Origin of the sequence: Burkholderia sp. Ac-20345 (genome assembly GCF_017104825.1) — a bacterium.
GTDB classification, from domain to species: domain Bacteria; phylum Pseudomonadota; class Gammaproteobacteria; order Burkholderiales; family Burkholderiaceae; genus Burkholderia; species Burkholderia lata_B.
This window is the reverse complement of sequence record NZ_JAAGPO010000213.1, coordinates 1-16,704: the sequence shown is the minus strand read 5'-3', so window position 1 is coordinate 16,704 and position 16,704 is coordinate 1. Positions and strand designations below refer to the sequence as shown.

General features: G+C 67.1%; 16 protein-coding genes. 7 read left to right on the top strand and 9 right to left on the bottom strand.

The window, feature by feature from the left end:
* Together G3O06_RS40365 and G3O06_RS40360 are read right to left on the bottom strand one after the other, a co-directional pair.
* A partial coding sequence (locus G3O06_RS40365) for an SPFH domain-containing protein (RefSeq protein ID WP_205819439.1) occupies positions 1-755 on the bottom strand: 755 nt, incomplete at its 3' end.
* A 27-nt stretch (positions 756-782) separates the two neighbouring features.
* Positions 783-1,169 carry a DUF350 domain-containing protein gene (locus tag G3O06_RS40360; RefSeq protein WP_174915105.1) on the bottom strand — a complete coding sequence of 129 codons (387 nt, stop codon included), beginning with the start codon at positions 1,167-1,169 and terminating at the stop codon, positions 783-785.
* Positions 1,170-1,290: 121 nt separating this feature from the next.
* Between G3O06_RS40360 and G3O06_RS40355 the strand changes: the two genes are divergently transcribed.
* The 6 genes from G3O06_RS40355 (at position 1,291) to G3O06_RS40330 (ending at position 7,018) form a co-directional block, all read left to right on the top strand.
* A complete protein-coding gene (locus tag G3O06_RS40355; RefSeq protein ID WP_205819438.1) occupies positions 1,291-2,805 on the top strand; it encodes a polyamine aminopropyltransferase in 1,515 nt (504 codons plus the stop codon).
* On the top strand, positions 2,805-4,424 hold the full coding sequence (locus G3O06_RS40350) for an NAD(P)/FAD-dependent oxidoreductase (protein WP_205819437.1): 1,620 nt from the start codon (positions 2,805-2,807) through the stop codon (positions 4,422-4,424). The genes G3O06_RS40355 and G3O06_RS40350 overlap by 1 nt, the downstream gene beginning before the upstream one ends.
* 124 nt (positions 4,425-4,548) lie before the next feature.
* Positions 4,549-5,313 carry an N-acetylmuramoyl-L-alanine amidase gene (locus G3O06_RS40345; RefSeq protein WP_205819436.1) on the top strand — a complete coding sequence of 255 codons (765 nt, stop codon included), beginning with the start codon at positions 4,549-4,551 and terminating at the stop codon, positions 5,311-5,313.
* A 53-nt stretch (positions 5,314-5,366) separates the two neighbouring features.
* On the top strand, positions 5,367-5,756 hold the full coding sequence (locus tag G3O06_RS40340) for a lysozyme inhibitor LprI family protein (protein ID WP_174999967.1): 390 nt from the start codon (positions 5,367-5,369) through the stop codon (positions 5,754-5,756).
* A gap of 93 nt (positions 5,757-5,849) precedes the next feature.
* Positions 5,850-6,428, top strand: a complete 579-nt coding sequence (locus tag G3O06_RS40335) for a hypothetical protein (protein WP_205819435.1) — start codon at positions 5,850-5,852, stop codon at positions 6,426-6,428.
* A gap of 50 nt (positions 6,429-6,478) precedes the next feature.
* Positions 6,479-7,018 carry a GNAT family N-acetyltransferase gene (locus G3O06_RS40330; protein WP_205819434.1) on the top strand — a complete coding sequence of 180 codons (540 nt, stop codon included), beginning with the start codon at positions 6,479-6,481 and terminating at the stop codon, positions 7,016-7,018.
* Here the strand turns inward: G3O06_RS40330 and G3O06_RS40325 are convergent.
* Positions 7,013-7,933, bottom strand: a complete 921-nt coding sequence (locus G3O06_RS40325; protein ID WP_174981409.1) for a LysR family transcriptional regulator — start codon at positions 7,931-7,933, stop codon at positions 7,013-7,015. The genes G3O06_RS40330 and G3O06_RS40325 overlap by 6 nt on opposite strands.
* A gap of 153 nt (positions 7,934-8,086) precedes the next feature.
* Here G3O06_RS40325 and G3O06_RS40320 point away from each other — a divergent pair, with 153 nt between their 5' ends.
* Positions 8,087-9,289, top strand: a complete 1,203-nt coding sequence (locus tag G3O06_RS40320) for an FAD-dependent oxidoreductase (protein ID WP_205819433.1) — start codon at positions 8,087-8,089, stop codon at positions 9,287-9,289.
* 128 nt (positions 9,290-9,417) lie between these two features.
* Here the strand turns inward: G3O06_RS40320 and G3O06_RS40315 are convergent, their stop codons facing one another.
* The 6 genes from G3O06_RS40315 to G3O06_RS40290 form a co-directional block, all read right to left on the bottom strand.
* Positions 9,418-10,731: a c-type cytochrome gene (locus G3O06_RS40315; protein ID WP_205819432.1), complete on the bottom strand. Its 1,314-nt coding sequence runs from the start codon at positions 10,729-10,731 to the stop codon at positions 9,418-9,420.
* Positions 10,732-10,770: 39 nt separating this feature from the next.
* On the bottom strand, positions 10,771-13,023 hold the full coding sequence (locus tag G3O06_RS40310) for a xanthine dehydrogenase family protein molybdopterin-binding subunit (RefSeq protein WP_205819431.1): 2,253 nt from the start codon (positions 13,021-13,023) through the stop codon (positions 10,771-10,773).
* A complete protein-coding gene (locus G3O06_RS40305) occupies positions 13,020-13,481 on the bottom strand; it encodes a (2Fe-2S)-binding protein (protein ID WP_174971795.1) in 462 nt (153 codons plus the stop codon). Before G3O06_RS40305 ends, G3O06_RS40310 begins: the two co-directional genes overlap by 4 nt.
* A gap of 491 nt (positions 13,482-13,972) precedes the next feature.
* Positions 13,973-15,319, bottom strand: coding sequence for a glutamine synthetase family protein (locus tag G3O06_RS40300; protein WP_205819430.1), 1,347 nt, complete (start codon positions 15,317-15,319; stop codon positions 13,973-13,975).
* A 152-nt stretch (positions 15,320-15,471) separates the two neighbouring features.
* Positions 15,472-16,029, bottom strand: a complete 558-nt coding sequence (locus G3O06_RS40295) for an XRE family transcriptional regulator (protein ID WP_174915113.1) — start codon at positions 16,027-16,029, stop codon at positions 15,472-15,474.
* A 17-nt stretch (positions 16,030-16,046) separates the two neighbouring features.
* The coding region (locus G3O06_RS40290) for an FAD-binding oxidoreductase (RefSeq protein WP_205819429.1) at positions 16,047-16,704 on the bottom strand (658 nt) is incomplete at its 5' end.

Genomic DNA, 16,704 nt, shown 5'->3' with positions numbered 1-16,704 from the left:
ATCGCCTGCGCGGTCTGGTATTGCGTGGCGCGCGCGAGATCGCCGGCCATCCCCGCGCCAATCCGCAGGTCGAGCGCCTTCTGCAGCTCCGCCGGCAGCGACACGCTTTCGACCGCGAACGCGTCGAGCGCGAGGCCATAGCGCGTGAACACCGGCGCGAGCGCCTCGGCGACGCGCTGCGACAGCAGCGACTGGTTCGCTGCCATGTCGACGAACGGCACGTCGGACGAGCCGAACGTCGTGCTCATCGCGGTCACGACCAGGTTGCGCAGCTGCTGTTCGAGATCGTCGACCGTGTACTGCGCGCGCGTGCCGCTGACTTCGCGATGGAACGCGCCCGCATCGACGATCCGGTACGAGTAGATGCCGAACGCGCGCACCTGCACGAAGCCGAATTCGCGGTCGCGGATCGTCACCGGCTGCGCGGTACCCCAGCGGCGGCCGAGCTGCAGCCGCGTGCTGAAGAAATAGACGTCCGATTTGAAAGGCGACTGAAAGAGTTTGTCCCAGTTCTTCAGGTACGTGAGCACCGGCAGTGTGTTCGTTTCCAACGTGTACAGCCCAGGCTGGAAGACGTCGGCGATCTTCCCTTCATTGACGAAGATCGCAACCTGCGTTTCGCGCACGGTCAGCTTGCCGCCGTACTGGATTTCCTGGTCTTCCATCGGATAGCGCCAGGCCAGCACGCCGTCGGTGTCTTCCGTCCATTGCAGGACGTCGATGAACTGCTTGCGGATAAACGATCCCAGACTCATGTCGGTCTCCTCGAAACGCGTGGCGCGTCAGGTCAGGCAGGCGGCATTGATGATGCCGACGACGAGCGACGCGGTGCCCATCAGGCCGCCCATCGCGACGTTGCGATCCTCGATCGCATGATTCATGCCGGGCATCAGGCGTGTGAGCGCCGCATAGGTAATCAGTTGCACGGCCATCGCGCCGACGGCCCAGATCACGACTTCGCCGAGCGTGGAATTGTGCGCGATGCTGGATGCGAGCGTCAGGCAGAAGCCGATCACCGCACCGCCGAACGACAGCGTCGCGGCCGCGTTGCCGTCGCGGATCAGCGCCAGTTCGTCGAACGGGGTGACCTTCAGGTACACTGCCGCGAACACAAGAAGCAGCACGAACGCCGACAGTAAATGAACCGCATAGAGATAGGCACTATTCATTCTTTCCCTCGGATATCGTGCTCGGTTCGCCGCCCCGTCGCCGGCCGGCCCGCGCAGGGCCAACTGACAAAATTCCGCGCCAGTATATCCACATTGCCGACCGCCGCACAACGGACGCACCATGCTGCATAAGCGCGCGCTCGTCCTGTCGATTCTCGTGCTCGCATCGTGCGGGCTCGGCTACGAACTGATCAGCAGCGCGCTGTCCAGCTACCTGCTCGGCGATTCGATCCTGCAGTTCTCGTCGGTGATCGGCAGCTACCTGTTTGCGATGGGAATCGGCTCGTGGCTCGCGAAGTTCGTCGAGGACGACGACGTGCTCGACCGCTTCGTCGACATCGAGCTGCTCGTCGGCCTGCTCGGCGGTGTCTCGGCCGCGCTGCTGTTCGTGGTGTTCGCGTGGCTCGCCGCACCGTTCCGCGCGGCGCTCTATGCACTCGTGCTGGCGCTCGGCCTGCTGATCGGGATGGAGATCCCGCTCGTGATGCGCGCGTTCCAGCAGCGGCGCCAGGCGTTCCGCCATACCGTCAGTGAAGTGCTGACCTTCGACTATCTCGGCTCGCTCGCCGTGTCGCTGATCTTCCCGCTGGTGCTCGCGCCGCGTCTCGGCCTGCTGCGCACCAGCTTCCTGTTCGGGCTCCTGAACGCGTTCGTCGCGCTGTGGACCACCCACCTGTTCCGCGACGAGATCCGCAACGTGCGCGCCAAGCTGATGCGTGCGTCGCTCGTGATCGGGCTGCTCGTCGCCGGCTTCGCGCTGTCGGATCGCGTCACGCACTGGGCCGAGCACGGCGTGTACGGCGACGAGACGATCTATTCGGAAACGACGCCGTACCAGCGCATCGTGCTCACGCAGTGGCACGACGACATGCGGCTGTACCTGAACGGCAACCTGCAGTTCTCGTCGCGCGACGAGCATCGCTATCACGAGGCGCTGATCCAACCGACGATCGACGCGCTGCCGTGGGCGAAGCGCGTGCTCGTGCTCGGCGGCGGCGACGGCCTCGCGGTGCGCGAACTACTGAAGCACCGCAACCTCGAACAGATCACGCTCGTCGATCTCGATCCCGCGATGACGAAGCTGTTCTCGACCTCCGCACCGCTCGTCAAGCTGAACCAGGGCTCGCTGAAGGACCCGCGCGTGCACGTGATCAACGACGACGCGGTGCGCTGGCTCGAATCGAACGCCGACGTGTACGACGCGATCGTCGTCGACTTCCCCGACCCGACCAACTTCGGCCTCGGCCGGCTGTATTCGGTGCCCGTGTTCCGGCTGCTTGCGCGCCACCTGTCGGAGAACGGCTATGCGGTGATCCAGTCGACGTCGCCGTATTTTGCGCCGCACGCGTACTGGACCATCATCGCGACACTGCACGAGGCCGGGCTCAACACGTGGCCGTACCACTGCTACGTGCCGTCGTTCGGCGACTGGGGCTTCGTGATCGCCGGCAAGCGCCGCGATTTCACGGTGCCGACGCACTACTCGGTGCCCACGCGCTGGCTCGACGCGCAGACGGCCGCCGAGATGTTCCACTTCCCGGCCGACATGCCGGCGCTGCCGATGTCGCCGAACGAACTCAACGACCAGCCGCTCGTGCGCCGCTTCGACGACGACTGGAAGCACGTGCTGCGCTGATGGACCGCCGCACGTTCCTCGTCGCGTCGGCGGCCGCTTCGCTCGCCGCCTGCGGGCGCACCGGCTGGATCGAGACGACACCGCATGTCGGCTACCCCGGCATGCGCGAAGGCCATGCACTGCGCGACCATGCGGCGCTGCCGCCGCCTTCCGGCACGATCGAGACCGACGTCGCGATCCTCGGCGCGGGCGCGGCCGGGCTGTCGTGCGCGTGGCAGCTTGCGCGCGCAGGGCACAAGCGCTTCACGGTGCTCGCCGGCCCCGAATTCGGCGGCAATGCGTCCGGCGGCCGCTTCGGTGATCTCGGTTATCCGAAAGGCGCGCACTACCTGCCGCTGCCGTCGCTCGAATCCACGCATCTGCGCGACATGCTCGCCGATCTCGGCGTGATCGAATCGGCGCCGTTCTCCGCGCGCCCGGTGTACGACGAGCGCGTGCTCGTCCATGCGCCCGACGAACGGCTCTTCATCGCCGGGCAATGGCAAGACGGCATCGTGCCGGCAACCGGCCTCGGCGCCGACGCGCTCGCGCAACAGGCACGCTTCTTCGCGTACACGGACGGGCTGCGCACCGCACGCGGCGCCGATGGCCGCAAGGTGTTCTGCATCCCGATCGCGGAATCGTCACGCGACCCGCGCTGGCACGCGCTGGATCGGCGCTCGTTCCGCCAGTGGCTGCTCGACGAGGGCTACACCGCGAAGGCGCTGCACTGGTACCTGAACTACTGTTGCCGCGACGACTACGGCGCCGGGTACGAGCACGTGTCCGCGTGGGCCGGCCTGCACTATTTCTCGTCACGCGGCGGCCATGCGGGCGATGCGAGCGACGGCGCGGTGCTGACCTGGCCCGACGGGCTGCACACGATGGTGACGAAGCTCACCGATTCGATCGCCACGCGCACCGGCTCGAACGCATGGTCGCGCGACGGCTTCGCGGTGCGCGCGACCGAACGCGCGGGCGGCGTCGACGTGCTGTGCGCGCGCATCGGCAATGACGGCACGCTGTCGACGTTCACGCTGAAGGCGCGGCGCGTCGTCTGCGCGATGCCGCTGTTCGTCGCGGCGCGCGTGTTTCCGCAGCTTGCCGCGTACGGCTTCGACCCCGCGCGCGACCTGCCGCCGCGCGCGCCGTGGCTCGTGTCCAACTTCCTGCTCGACGGCATGCCGGCCGAAGCAGCCGGCGTACCGCTCTCGTGGGACAACGTCGTCTACGACGGCGCGGGGCTCGGCTATGTCGTGTCGACGCACCAGCTGATCCGCATGTCGCCACCGACGCGCTCGGTGTTCTCCGCGTACCAAACGTTGAGCACGCAAGCGCCGGACGACACGCGCCGCTGGCTCGCACAGGCCAGGCCCGACGCGTTGCGCGAACAGGCCGCGATCGACTTGCAGGCCGCCTACGGGCGCGAACTGTGGAAACACGCGACGGCGCTCGAGATCACCGTGCGCGGTCACGCGATGGCGACGCCCGACGTCGGCTTCCTGAGCCGGCCGGGGCTGCTCGCGCTGCGCGATGCCGACGGCCCCGTCGTGTTCGCCCATGCCGATCTGTCCGGGCTGTCGCTGTTCGAGGAAGCGTCGTACTGGGGCATGCTCGCCGCCCGGCGCGTGCTGGCCTGACGGTCATCATCCGTCATTGCGGCGGCATCGCCACCCGCTATAATCGCGCGACATTCCGACTGCATTGAGCAGGCCGACGGTGCCGCGCCGTCCGACGCGCCGTATGCCCTCCTCGACAACAACAATGACGAACCGAACCATCCGACGCCTTCGCCCGTTCGTGCGTGCCGCCGCGCGCGTGCTCGCCTGCGCCCCGCTACTCGGCGCACCGCCGGCGCTGCATGCGGCCGACACCGCGGCCACCACCGGCACCGCGCCCGCCTCCGGGCGCTACGTCGTCGTCGACACCGGCCACACGCCGGCTCACCCGGGCTCCACCGGCGCGAGCGGCCGCGTCGAATACCTGTACAACCTCGACCTGTCCGCGGCGGTTGCCGAAAAACTCTCCGCGCATGGCGACCGCGTGCTGCGCACGTCGGCCGACGGCCGCGAGATCACGCTCGACCAGCGTTCGACGCAGGCGCCCGACGCGAACCTGTTCGTGTCGATCCACCACGACTCGATGCAGCAGCAGTTCATCGACGCGGGCCGGCAGCGCGAATTCCGCGGCTTCTCGGTGTTCGTGTCGGAACGCAATCCGCACTATGCGGAAAGCCTGCGTTGCGCGAAGGCGATCGCCGAGCGGCTGGTCGCGGCCGGCGAGCGGCCGTCGCTGTATCACGCGCAGCCGATCCGCGGCGAGAATCGCCCGCTGATCGACCCGCAACTCGGCATCCACCGCTTCGACGATCTCGTGGTGCTGCGCACCGCACCGATTCCGGCGGTGCTCGTCGAGGCCGGCGTGATCGTCAACCCGGACGAGGAAGCACGGCTTGCGCGTCGCGAGACGATCCAGAAGCTGTCCACTGCAATCGCGGGCGGGATCGACGCGTGCACGGTGCCGCAATAAACAACGATAACGCCCATCGGGCCAACGGTTTTCACCCAGTCAGGAGCATCACCATGAAAATGAAGAATCTGCTCGCATCCTGCGCCCTGTTCGCGCTTGCCGTTCCGTTCGCCGCGCACGCGGCCGGCTGTGCGAAGCCGCACAGCGCGTTCGACCAGGTGTACTGCAGCAGCACCCAGTTCTCGCAGACCGACCGTGACCTCAACGACGAGTACGGCCGCCTGCGCAAACAACTGAGCAGCGATCAGCAGGCAACGCTGAAGGCCGGCCAGCTCGCGTGGCTGAAGCAACGCGACGCGCAGTGCAGCGAGACGCGCAACAACGGTTACCTCGTGGATCTCCAGTGCGCGACCGACATGACGCAGTCGCGGCTGTCGTTCCTGCGCGAGCGTGAACGCGAGTGCACCAGCACGGGTTGCGTGACGTCGAAGCTCGGCGATTAAGGGCGTCGCGCGTGCCGCGCCGCGAAGCGATTCGCGGCGCGGCGCTTCATGCCCTTGCGAACCTTCCGCTTCGGCACCGCAAAAGGAGCGGCGATGCGACATGAATTCTCCGAAGTCCTCAACGATCTGGTCGACTATTTTCTCGTCGGCGATCTCCTGCTGCTGAAGCGCTTCAAGGAACGGCACGCGTTGCCGGACGACGTCGCGACGGCGTTCACGACGAGCGACTGCGGCGACCGCGCCGTGCTGGAAGGGATCGTCATTCCGCTGGCCGGCATCGAGAACCATCCGTACACGGTCATCTTCACACTGGATGACGCAACACCCGAATTGCTGAAGACGGGAAGCCGCCTGCAGCATCGGCGAGGCGGGTACGTGCTGCGCGTCGAACATCGTTCGATCATGCTCTATACGTGGCGGATTCTCGAACGCTTCAATGACGCGACGGTCAGCGCACTGCTCGCACGTTACCGCGAACCGGGCAGGCCCGTGATTGAAATCGACAACGGCTGGTATGACGTCGAGATCCTCGGTGGAGAAGTCCCGCGCGACGGCTGGTTCGAGCCGGCGTTCGAATTCGTGCTGAAGAAAGCCGACGCACCGGGCGACGCATCACAGGTGGATATCCACTACAGTTTCGCGATGGAAGGCAGTCCGGATCCGGCGAATTGAATCCCGCGCGCGACGGCGCGGCACACGGCAACCGATCAGGCGGAGTACCCATGACCCCGAACACGATGAACATCGACATCCGCCCTGCCACACCCGCCGATGCCCCGGCCATCGCCGCCATCCACGTCGCATCGTGGCAGGCCACCTATCCGGGCATCATGCCGGCACCGTTCCTCGCCGGCCTGTCGGTCGACAAGCGCACCGCTTCGTGGCGCTACGCGCTCGACGCGAGACGGCCGCGTGTCGCGCTCGCGTTCGCGGAAAGCGGCCCGACCGGCTGGATCGCCTATGGTCCGACACGCGACACCGACAAGGATCGCACCTGGGGCGAAATCGAAGCGATCTATCTGCATCCGGCGCATTGCGGGCAAGGCGTCGGCGCGGCGCTGGTCGACCATGCATGCCATGCACTGCACGACATGGGCCATGCGTGGGTGTCGCTCTGGGTGCTGGTCAAGAACCGTCGCGCACGGGCGTTCTATGAACGCGAAGGTTTCGTCGCCGAAGACGACATCAAGACGTTCGAGATCGACGGTGCGCCAATCGACGAAGTACGCTACTGGCGCGCATTGCCGAAGCGATCGTCATGACGGCATCGCCCCCTCCGCCGCAAGACGCGCCTGCATCAACTGCAGCAACTCGCGGATCTTCGCGTTGACCGAATTGCGGCTCGAATAGGCGGCCAGCAGTTCGAGCGGCGCCGGCGCCATCTCCAGCGGCACGCGCACGAGCCGCCCGGCGGCCAGTTCCGCCGCGCAACCGCGTTCGACGAGAATCGCGAAGCCGATCCCGTTCACCGCCGCCAGCCCCGCCATCTCGCCGCTATTGACGCGATACCGGCTCGCGACCGGAATCTTGTGAATCCGCCCGTCGCCGTCGGCAAACTGCCACGGCTGCCCTTTCAGCGTGCTCAGCGTCGTGATGCACGGCAACTGCCTGAGCTGCTCCGTCCGGGTCGGCATGCCCGCGCGCTCGATCAGCGACGGCGCGGCCACGACGACGCTCGGCAGGCTCACGAGCGGCCTGACGACGAACGCGCTGTCGTCCAGCTTGCCGCGATTGACGATGATCGACAGGTCGATATCGTCGCGCAACGTCGATACGCCCGCGAGGCTGGTATCGCAATCGATTTCGACACGCGGATGGCGGACGGCGAATTCCGCGACGATCGGCCCGAGCATGCGCGGCCCGATTTCGCCTGGCACGCAGAGCTTCAGCACGCCGCGCAACTCCGTTTGCTGCGAGGTCAGTTCGAACTCGGCGAGCGTCAGTGCGTCGAGCATCGGCTTCGCGCGCTCGTGCAACAGGCGCCCGGCCTCCGTCATGCGCAGGTGCCGCGTACTGCGCTCCAGCAGGCGCACGCCGAGCCTCGACTCCAGTTGCGCCACATGGCGGCTCACGTTGGAACCGGGTATCGACAGCACGCGCGCGGCGCCGGCAAAGCTGCCTTCGTCGACCACCGACACGAACACGCGCACCGCGTTCAGATCCAGCTTGCTGCGCATCATTATCCCGTTTCAGGTATCAAAGCTCGCCGTTTTTCACGGCTTATCCCGTTCGAGACCGTAATTTACGATGCGAATCCAGTCAAGGCGCGGCCGCCGACGCACGAACCCGCGCCGACGCGAGCGCGCGCACGAACCTACGGGAGCATCAACATGGATATCGCCATTCTCGGCGCCGGCGTGGCCGGCATGAGCACCGCGCTCGCGCTTGGCCGGCAGGGGCACCGGATACGGCTGTACGAACGCAGGCCGTCCGAGACGACGATGGGCGCCGGCGTCGTGCTATGGCCGAATGCCGGCTTCGTGCTCGCGCAACTCGGCCTCCTGCCGGACATCGTCGAGGTCAGCGGCCACCTGCGCGCGATGCGGTGCATGGACCGGGACGGCACCCCGTTCAAGCGCTTCGAAATCGGCGAACTCGACCGCCACATGGGGTTTCCAACACGCTCGATCCTGCGGCGCGACCTGCAGGCCGTGCTGGCGCGGCATGTCGCCGCGCACGACATCGAAGTCTGCTTCGGTCACTGCGCAACCGCGATCGACACCGGCACCGACGGCCGCGCGGTCGTTCGCTTCGACAACGGCATGGCAATCACCCCCGATCTCGTGATCGGCGCCGACGGCCGCATGAACTCCATCGCGCGACGCCATGTGGTCGGCTGCGCCACACCCGTCTATCAGGGATTCGTCAACTGGATCGGCGTGGCGCAGAGCGATGTACCGCTGGTCGACGAAGTATCGATATTCGACTACTGGGGCCAGCGCGAACGATTCGGCATCGTCGCGCTGGACCGGCATCGCATGTACTGGGCAGCAGCCCGGGCCGAGGCCGCAATCGACGATAACGACCACAACGACGACGGCGACGATGCGGCGCCCGATGATCCCGGCCCGCTGCTGGAACGGCTCTTCGACGGGTGGCCGGCACCGATCGCGGACGTGATGCGCGCAACGCCGCCGGGCACCATCGCAAAGATCCGCGTACACGATCTCGATCCGGTCGATGTATGGCACCGCGGCAATGTGCTGCTGATCGGCGATGCCGCGCACGCGCCGCTCCCCACCTCCGGACAGGGCGCATGCCAGGCACTCGAGGACGCGTGGCATCTCGCCCGTTGCCTCGACGAGCATGGAAAGGGCAACGGCAGCAACCTCGACGCTGCGCTCGCGTCGTTCACGCTGCGACGCAGCCGGAAAACCGCGGCGATCACGCTACGCGCACGCGAGTTCGCTCACCGGTTATTCGGCAACGATACGCACGAAGCCGCCCAGCAGGCCGATCCGGTCGCCGAGATCGAAGCGCTCGCGAGCGCGTGGGGAGCGGGCCTGCCGATGCCATCGCTTCGGGATCGATAGGCCCTGCGGATGGCGCGGCATGCCGGGAAGTCGTGCCGGTCGATGCCCCGCACACGACTGCCCGGATCGTCCTGACTCAATCGTTCAGGTCTCGTAAAGCCGGGCTGGTTCCCGCATATGCCCGACCGTCATTGCGCACGCGCCTTGCCGACCTGCTCGACAGTGACCACGCCCTGCTTCGAGCCGAAGTGACTCAGCACGAAGTTCGCGACCGCCGCGATATCGGCGTCGCTGTAAGCAGCACCGAAACCCGGCATCTGTTGCGTGCGGCCGCCGACGGTCAGGCTGGTGCCGTGCAGCAGCACCTGGACGAGTGCCGCGCCGGACGGGTCGTTGACCGCATGCGCGCCGACGAGCGATGCATATTCGCTCTGCCGACCGGCACCGTTCCACTGGTGACAGCCCGCGCAGTCGCCGGCAAAGAGCCGCTGGCCACGTTCGAGCGCCTGCGGCAGCGACGCCGCGCCCGGCAGCACCGCGTTCGACGCACGCGCGGCGGACGGATCGAGTTCGATCTTGCCTGTCTGCCCGCCCGTGGCCGGACTCACGCTGCGCAGATAGACGACCATCGACGCGATGTCGTTCTGCGTCAGGTACTGCAGACTATGCTCGACCACGTCCGCCATCGGGCCGGCAGCCGAGCTGCGTCCCGGCGCATAGCCGCGCGACAGGTACTGCGCAATCTGTTCGTCGGTCCACGAGCCGAGGCCGTATGCCTGATCGGACGTTGTGTTGTAGGCCTTCCAGCCTTCGATGTCGGCACCCGACAGATAGTCGCGCGACTTCATCGCGAAGCCGACGTTGCGCGGCGTATGGCATTCGCCGCAATGGCCGAGCGCGCCGGCCAGATAGGCGCCGCGATTCCACTCCACGCTCTGCTTCGGATCCGGTGCGAAGCGCTGCCCGCGGAAGAACACTGCGTTCCACGCGGCTAGGCCCCAGCGCTGGTTGAACGGGAACGACAGTTCGTTTTCGGGCGGCGCCTGACGAACCGGTTCGAGCGTCATCAGGTACTGCCGGATCGCCAGCACGTCGTCACGACTCATTTCGGCATACGACGTATACGGCATCGCCGGATACAGATTGCCGTGCGAGCCCACGCCTTCGCGCACCGCGCGAACGAACGCGTCGGCCGACCAGTTGCCGATGCCGGTTGCCTTGTCCGGCGTGATGTTGGTGGAATACAGCTGCCCGAACGGCAGCTTGAACGGCCTGCCACCGGCATAAGGCGTGCCGCCCACGGCCGTATGGCACGCGACGCAATCGGCGGCTTTCGCCAGATACTCGCCGCGCGCGATGGTCGCAGGCAGGTCTGCCGGCGTGCCGGCGACCGGCGGTTGGGGTTCGGTGCCGGCGGGGGGCAGCCACGCGCGACCGGCCACACCGGCCGCGACCACGACGACAGCCGCAACGGCATAGCCGATGACTCGACGAAATTTCACGATGGATGCTTCTCTTGAATTCGATAGGAACGCGAACGGTCAGGCCGGACGCAGCGTGTCACGCATCGGCAACGACCGGAACGTGGTGCCGGTTGCGGCCGTCAGCGCATTCGCGACAGCCGGCGCGGCCGGCGGCACGCCGGGTTCGCCGATACCGCTCGGCGGCTCCTGCGACGGCACGACGTGCACTTCGACGTGCGGCATGCCGTTCATGCGCAGTACCGGATAGTCGTTGAAGTTGCCTTGCTGCACACGCCCGTTCTCCAGCGTGATCTCGGCGCGCAGGAACGTGAGGCCGAAACCGATCCCGCCTTCCACCTGCGACGCGACCACGTCGGGATTCACGACGGTGCCGCAATCGACCGCGCAAACGATGCGATCGATCGTGAACGTGCCGTCCTGTAGCACCGTGACTTCCGCGACCTGCGCCACATACGTGCCGAACGCGAATTGCAGCGCGATCCCTCGTCCGCGCTTCGTGCCGGGCGCACCGGCACGCAGCGGCGTCGACCAGCCAGCCTTCTGCGCGACCAGATCGAGTACCCCGCGATGCCGCGGCATCTTCGCGAGCAACGCACGGCGGAACGCGTACGGATCCTTGCCGGCCGCATGCGCGGCCTCGTCCATCAGCGTTTCACCGACGAACGCCGCGTGCGTATGGCCGACCGAGCGCATCCATTGCGTCTTCACGGCGAACGTCTGGATGTGCTGCGTCACCTTGAAGTTCGGGATCTCGTACGGAATGTCGGCGGACCCTTCGACGAGCGTCGGATCGACGCCCGACGGAAGCGGCGCAAAGAAGCTCTGCCCCACCACGTCCTGGTTCCACGACACGAGGTTCCCGCCCTTGTCCACGGCGAGCCGGACCCGGTGCAGGGTCGCCGGCCGGTAGAAGCCGGCGCGCATGTCGTCCTCGCGCATCCACACGAGCTTGACCGGTGCGTCGATCCCTTGCGCACGCGCAGCGCGGGCGATTCGCGCGGCCTCGCACACGTAGTCGCCGACCGGGTTCGCGCGGCGGCCGAAGCTGCCACCCGCGTACAGCTGGTTGATCGTCACCTGCTCCGGCTTGAGGCCGACTTCCTTCGCGACGATGACCTGGTCGCCGGTATGCCACTGCTCGCCGTTCCAGATCTCGCAGCGATCCGCATGCAACCACACGACGCAATTCAGCGGCTCCATCGGCGCGTGCGACAGATACGGCTGCTCGTAGGTCGCGTCGATGAACTTGCCGCCGGACGGCGCTTCGCTCGCCACGTTGCCGCGCGTCACCGCGACCACGCCCGGCTTGTCGAGCGCGGCCCGGTACTGCTTCGAGATGTCGGCGGAACCGATCGCCAGCGCGTGCGTATCGTCCCACGTGATTTTCAATGCATCGCGCCCCTGGCGCGCCACCCACGTATTGCGCGCCAGCACCGCGACACCGCCCTGCACGTTGTCGTCGCCCGGCACCTGGACAACTGCAACCACGCCGGGAATCGCCTTCGCCTTGCTCGCGTCGACGTGACGGACCTTGCCCCACATGCGCGGCGGATGGGCGATCACCGCGACCAGCATGCCGGGCAGCTTCACGTCCTGCGTATAGATCGCCGAACCGTTGACCTTCGCGGGAATATCGACACGCCGCGTGTCGCGTTTGCCGATCAGCTTGAAGTCGGCCCGCTGCTTGACGGCCACCTTCGACGGCACCGGCTCGCGCGCCGCATCGGCGGCGAACTGGCCGAAGCCTGCGCGGCGGCCCGATGCGGCGTGAACGACCACGCCGTCCTCGATGCGCAGCGACGCCGGATCGACCTTCCACTTCCGTGCGGCGGCCGACAGCAGCATCGCGCGCGCGGTGGCGGCCGCTTCGCGCATCACCGTCCACGAGCCGGCCATCGCGGTACTGCCGCCCGTCGCCTGGATCTTCCAGCCCATCTTCGCGAACATCGGGTTCACGTAGCGCGTCGCATCGGCCTGTGCCGCCACGACCCGCACCTTGTCGAGACCGACGTCGAGTTCGTCCGCCGCGAGCGTCGCGATGCCGGTGAACGTGCCCTGCCCCATTTCGAGGTACTCGGACACGACGCTGACGATGCCGTCGGCGCCGATGCGAATGAAGGCGTTCGGCTCGAACGACACGCCTGCAGTTGCGGGCGTGACCGATTTGGCGAGCGCGATCTCGCCGCTGAAACCGACCGCGAGCGTGAGCGCGGCCATGTTGCCGAGAAACTTGCGGCGCGAAGCCGATGCGATGCCGTCTGCGGATTCCGGCGTGCCGGCCGATTGCCGGGAACGTGTGGACTGGCTCATGCCTTGAGGTTCTCCGCGGCTTTGTGGATCGCGACGCGGATCCGCTGATAGGTCGCACAGCGACAGATGTTCCCGCTCATCGCGGCATCGATGTCGGCATCCGTCGGAGCGGGTTTCACGGTCAGCAGCGCGACCGCCGACATCACCTGCCCGGACTGGCAATAGCCGCACTGCGGCACCTGTTCGTCGATCCATGCCTTCTGCACGGCCTGGCCGACCTTCTTCTCGTGTGCGGCCTCGATCGTCGTGACGCTGCGGCCGGCGAGCGTACCGATCGGCGTCACGCACGCGCGCATCGGCTGGCCTTCGACATGAACCGTGCACGCGCCGCACAGCGCCATGCCGCAGCCGAATTTCGTTCCCGTCAGCCCGAGTTCGTCGCGCAGGTACCAGAGCAGCGGCATGTCGGGATCGCCAGCGAACTGATGCCGCTGACCGTTGATGGTGATATCTGTCATTCTGTCTGACCTATTCTGTGGGGAACCGGGTTCGACAGCCGGCAGCATCAGGCCGGACGACGCATCCGGCTGGTCGCAGGCATGCCGTCACGGCACGAACGCACTGGACGAACCCGCGACGCTTGCGCGCGCGATGCATCGATGCGAAAGCTCGCATCGCCGAACGCGCGGCAAAGGGCGGGGGGAAACCGGAAAACTATAGTCGGCACGTGCCGCGCCGATAAGACTCGAAATTATGAGAATGTTGCCTATTCGTCCGAAAGTGAACGCGCCCCGGAAGGGGCGTGCATGGACGATACGGGCCGCGGCGGCCGGCTGACCGGCGCGTGGTCGAACGAAGTGTGAGCGCACGCGCAGAGCGGCGTGCGGCGTGCGGCGTGCGATGCGCGTTCGCGCTACGCGCCGGCCGCGCATGCGGCCGGCGTGATACCGGTCATCGCGCCGGCTCTTTGTCCGGCGCCGCGCGCGGCGAGTGCCGGTCGGTCAGTCGATCACAAGAACCACCGATACTCACGCGCCCCGATTTCATTGCGAAAATCCAGCTCCTCCTGCCGCTTGTTCTCGCAATACACCATCACGAACTCGCCGCCGAGCCCTTCGCGCACGGCCGCATGATCCTGCATCGCCGCAACGGCCGACAGCATCTCCTTCGGAAAATCGATCCCGCTGCCGCGATCCTCGTTGAGCGGCGCGATCGGCTCGAGCTTCGCGTCGAGCCCGTGCTCCATCCCGGTGAGAATCGCCGCGAGCACGAGGTAGGGGTTCGCGTCCGCACTCGCGAGCCGGTGCTCGATCCGCAGGTTGCGCGCATCCGATTCGGGAATCCGGATGCACGCATCGCGATCCTCGAAGCCCCAGCTCGCCCGGCTCGCCGCATTCACCATCGATCCGTAACGCCGGAACGCGTTGTGATTCGGCGCGAACACGGGCATGCAGTGCGGCAGCAGCGCGAGGCATCCGGCCACCGCGTGCCGCAGCGGCCGCTGCCCGTCCGCCGCGAGCAGGTTGCGCCCTGCATCGTCGTAGAGGCTCACGTGCACGTGCATCCCGCTACCCGGCGCATGCAGGTACGGCTTGCCCATGAAGCTCGCGCGATAGCCGTGCTGCAACGCGACGCCGCGCGTGCTGCGGCAGAACATCGCCGACCAGTCGGCCGCGCGCAGCCCGTCGTCGCAGTGGCCGAAGTTGATCTCGAACTGGCCCGGCCCGAGCTCGGCGGTGATCACGGTCGCATCGACACCCTGCTTGCACGCAACGTCGACCATCTCGTGCAGCACGTCGGAGAAGCGCGACAGCCGCTCGATATGCATGTTCGGCTGATCGTCGCGATCATCGGACAGGCGGTCGCGCGGATACTTCGGCATCCCCTCTTCGAGCTGCGCGTCGAACAGGTAGAACTCGAGCTCGAACGCGACGACCGGCCGGATGCCGCGCCGCGCGAGCCGCTTCAGCACCCGCGCGAGCACCTCGCGCGGCTCGAACTCGACCGGCGCGTCGGTGCCGTCCGTCGTGATCAGCATCTGGCCGAGCGGCTGCTTCTCCCAGGTCACGGGCTTCAGCGTGCCGGGGATCAGCCGGCGCACGGCGTCTGGATCGCCGTCGTTGAAACAGTAGTCGCCGATCTTGTAGAGCCCGCCCTGCGTGCCGAGCAGGATGCAGTTCTGCGGCAGCTTCAGCAGCGAGCCGGCCGCCACCTTCTCGAGCGCATCGATCGGGTAGCGCTTGCCGTAGAAATGTCCGGGCAGGTCGAGGCAGATCAGGTCGACATAACGAATCTCGGGGTGCGCCTGCCGGAATGCGCGGACTTCACCGACCAGCGCGGGAACGACGTCAGCCATGTCTCATCCTTTCCATGTCTTGTATGGCGGTGCCGCAGCGCGGCGAACCGGATTCACGCGGCACACTCGAAAACGATCGCCGCATTTAAATCAGTACTGCAAACAGGCTGCGTGGCGCGGCGGCCTGCAACACCGCCCGCCCCGCCGACAACTCAGGTGAATACCCAGATCACGCGCGTCGGCGTGTCAGTCAGGTTGGCGTAACGGAACCGCTTGTGTGCCGGAAGCTGGAATGCGTCGTTCGGGCCAAGCGTGATGGGTGTATCGTCGCCGTCGATCCAGATCGTCAGCTCTCCTTCGAGCACGAAGCCGCCCTGCTCGTCGCTGTCGTCGACGGGCCGCTCGCCGCTGCTCGCGCCCGGCGCCAGATGGCTTTCGAGGATCGAGAAGCGCGAGCGCATGTTCGGCGACACGAGGATGTCGGTAATGCCGGCCGCGTAATACACGGTGCGCCGCTCGTCGGGCCGCGTCACCCACGGCACGCTGCGCGGCTTGCTCAGGCTGTAGAAATAGGTGGTCGGCACGCCAAGCGCCTCGCCGATCGCGGTGAGATCCGCCACCGTCGGGCGCGACAGCCCGCGCTCGACCTGCGACAGAAAGCCGACCGAGCGGCCGATCCGTTCCGCGAGATCGTTGAGCGTGACCTTGCGATGCTTGCGCAGGTCGCGGATCAGGATCGCCAGGCTTTCTATCTCTTCCTGTTCATTCATGGTGGGTTCCGGTGCAGTCAAACGGTATCGCGCAAACGGTACCAGGCCTTGCCGATCGCTTCCAGCGGCGCGGCGAGCCGGTCGCCGCCGGGGAAGCGCGGGTTGCGGATGCGCTGGTACTGCGCGAGCAGGCGTTCGTCGCCGAGCACCGCGTCGGCCACCGCGCGCGCGCCCGCGAGCGTCGGCAGCACGCCGTGCCCCGAGAACCCCTGCAGCCAGAAACGCTGCCCGTGGCGGCCGATGTCCGGCGTGCGGCGCATGCTGATGTCGATATGGCCGCCCCACGCGTAATCGAGCGGCACGCCGGCCAGTTGCGGGAACACGCGCTCGAGGTGCGGGCGCGTCGCCGCCGCGATATCGGCCGGAATGCCGCCGAGATACGTGCAGCCGCCGCCGAACAGCAGCCGGTTGTCGGGGCTCAGGCGGAAATAGTCGGGCACGAACTGGTTGTCGATCACGCAACTGTTCTGCGGCAGCAGCGAACGGGCGACGTCGGGCGCGAGCGGCGCGGTCGCGACCTGGTACGTGCCGACCGGCAGCAGCCGGCGCGCGAGGTCGCGATCGAGCCGGTCGACATACGCGTTGCAGGCCAGCACGAGCACGTCCGCGCGCACTTCGCCGCGCGCCGTGCGGGCAACGTGGCCGCCCGCCGTCTCGCGGCAGTCGAGCACGCGA